At 60.4% G+C, this 2,004-nt stretch carries 1 protein-coding gene; it reads left to right on the top strand.

All coding sequences use genetic code 11. The features are described 5' to 3' along the window. Positions 1-1,450: alpha/beta hydrolase (locus ACO48X_RS11125; RefSeq protein WP_485002149.1), on the top strand; the 1,450-nt coding region annotated here is incomplete at its 5' end. Between the last annotated feature and the right edge of the window lie 554 nt (positions 1,451-2,004).

Here is a 2,004-nt window from a genome sequence, read left to right as displayed (position 1 = left end):
TCCGCTGGATTACAAGAAGCCCGGGGGCAAGACGATCACCGTCGCCATGGCGAAGCTTCCGGCTAAGGGCGGCAAGCCGATCGGAAGCCTGTTTGTCAACCCGGGCGGACCAGGAAGCTCCGGAATCCTCATGCTTTCATATGTGGACCGGGCTTTCAGCAAAGATGTTATGGACAAGTACGACATCATCGGTTTCGATCCTCGAGGGGTCGGCTCCTCGACGCCCGTTGATTGCATCGACGACCGCGAAATGGCCAAAGTGCTCGATTCTGATTTCGACATGGAGACGGAGGCCGGGCGCAGAGCCCAAAAGGCGCAGGCCAAGAAGATAGCCGAGGGATGCAAGAAAAAGTCGGGCGAGCTGCTTGCACATGTCGGCACGGAGCCGGCTGCGCGCGACATGGATGTTTTGCGCGGCCTGGTGGGCGATGAGAAGCTCAACTATCTCGGCTTCTCCTACGGCACCCAGTTGGGCGGGGCGTATGCCGATCTCTTCCCGAAGAAAGTCGGCAGAATGGTGCTCGACGGCGCCGTCGACCCTCAGCTGAGCTTCCTGCGCATGAACTACGAGCAGGCGTTCGGTTATAAGAAGCTCTTTGAAGGCTACGCGGAACGGTGTGTGAAGGCGGGCAACTGCTCGTTGGGTTCGTCGGTGGATGCGGCGAAGAAAAAGATGCGCGCCCTGCTAGATCAAGCTCGCGTCAAGCCGTTCAAGACATCAGACCCGAACAGACCCCTCAATCAGACGATGCTCCACTCTGCCGTTACCAGCCTTCTAGAGCAGGATGTGGATTGGTCGAAACTTGATCAGGCCTTCGACCAGTTGATCAAACAGAATGACGGCTCGCTTTTCCTGAAGCTCTTCGACGCGTCCACGGGCCGTGACGGCGATGAGGTCAGCAGCAGTAGAACGGAGGCGTACTGGGCGATCAATTGCGCGGACTATGCGCAGGAATCCGAAGCTGATTACTTGAAGTACGCGAAGAAGCTGAAGCGGGAAGCTCCCGCCATTGGAGCCTTTTCTGCACAAGACACTGTTGCCTTCTATATGTGCGCCGAGTTGCCGCATCACCCGAAGTCGAATCCCGGGCCGTACAGGGCGAAGGGGTCGGCTCCGATTGTGGTGATCGGCACGAGACACGATCCGGCGACGCCGTATCACTGGGCGCAGGCTTTGCACAAGACGCTTGAGAACTCGGTGCTGCTGACCTGGGAGGGCGAGGGCCATACGGCCTATGCGACGGCTGGATCTTGCATCCAGAGTCCGGTTGACAAGTATTTGTTGACCGGCGAGGTCCCCAAGGACGGCCTTGTCTGCCCGGCGGAACAGAAACAAGGGCAAGGTGCGCAGAAGCAGGGGAAAGAAGCGCAGAAGCAAGGCGTGTCCGATCGGAAGGCTTCCGTGAAGGATGAGGTTTTGGCTGGGAAATCGCGTCCCTTTGTCCGGTAGCGGGTCCTGACTGATCGGACGGCGGGCGTCGGGTTGGCGAGGGTCCGCTTCGATCGGTTGGGGGTTCTAATAATCTCGTATGTTTGGAGGAAAAATGAGAAAGACAGTGACGCGACTGTTGCGGCCTTTGGCTGCGCTCTCGGCGTTGGCTTTGACTGTTGTCGCTCAGCCTGCAATGGCTAGCGCGTCGCCGGATCACGCGGACGCTGCGTCAATGCGCGCGGGCGATTCGCCGGCGCATTTGGGTGCGTCGTCGGGGGCAGATGCCTCTGCCCGTGCCGATGCGGGCGTTCCTGCGGCGAAGGCGACGGCGAGCCCGTCTGCAGGCCGGTCGCCAGGCGGCTCGACGGCGTCGCCGGGAGGTTCGACTGGTTCGCCGGGAAGCCCGACAAGTTCTCCCGGAAATTCGGTTAGCCCTCCGGGAGGTTCGGCAAGTTCGCCGGGCGGTTCAAACGGCGCCCCCAACGGGGATGTTCCGAAGGGGCTTGAAAAGTTCTATAGGCAGAAGGTCAGCTGGGCGCCGTGCAAGGACGACGCGAAGATGCAGTGCGCGA

It is taken from the genome of Peptidiphaga sp., from assembly GCF_057238965.1.
The sequence above is the reverse complement of the archived record's forward strand: the minus strand, read 5'-3'. Positions and strand labels throughout refer to the sequence as shown.